Origin of the sequence: Thermus sp., from assembly GCF_040290245.1 — a bacterium.
In the GTDB taxonomy this organism is placed as follows: domain Bacteria; phylum Deinococcota; class Deinococci; order Deinococcales; family Thermaceae; genus Thermus_A.
In genome coordinates this window covers 1-579 of the sequence record NZ_PSMQ01000057.1, presented here as the reverse complement: position 1 = coordinate 579, position 579 = coordinate 1, and the positions used below count along the sequence as shown (strand labels likewise).

The 579-nt window shown below is 51.1% G+C and carries 1 CRISPR repeat array.

Annotated features, from left to right (window positions below):
• Positions 1-42 precede the first annotated feature (42 nt).
• Positions 43-549: a CRISPR direct-repeat array (repeat unit 31 nt; unit sequence GTTTCAAACCCTTATAGGTACGGTCAGAACC).
• Between the last annotated feature and the right edge of the window lie 30 nt (positions 550-579).

The following is a 579-nucleotide window of genomic DNA, read 5'->3' as shown; positions in this document are numbered from 1 at the left end:
CCTTGGGGTCATGATTCCACAGGGCCCTGACGTCCGACTCTTGTTTCAAACCCTTATAGGTACGGTCAGAACCCCCGTGATGGCAACCCGCGTTCCTCGGCGGAATACCGGTTTCAAACCCTTATAGGTACGGTCAGAACCTATACTAATTGTGCATGATTCTGTATGATTTGGTATAAGTTTCAAACCCTTATAGGTACGGTCAGAACCCCCCCAATAACCCCCACATGCTGATGCCCTGCTTCCCGGTTTCAAACCCTTATAGGTACGGTCAGAACCAACCTAGGATCCAACACCCCGGCCTTTGGATCAATCGTTTCAAACCCTTATAGGTACGGTCAGAACCCTCTGCCGCGCGCTTGATTACAGCGGGAGGCAAAGCGGTTTCAAACCCTTATAGGTACGGTCAGAACCCCGAGCTCCCAGCGTTGATCAAACCGCTCTTGATGCCGTTTCAAACCCTTATAGGTACGGTCAGAACCGGGCCTCCTGGAGTGATTTTCTCCAGGCCTACAACGGTTTCAAACCCTTATAGGTACGGTCAGAACCTATAATTGATGGACAATGGTCGAGGGCCTC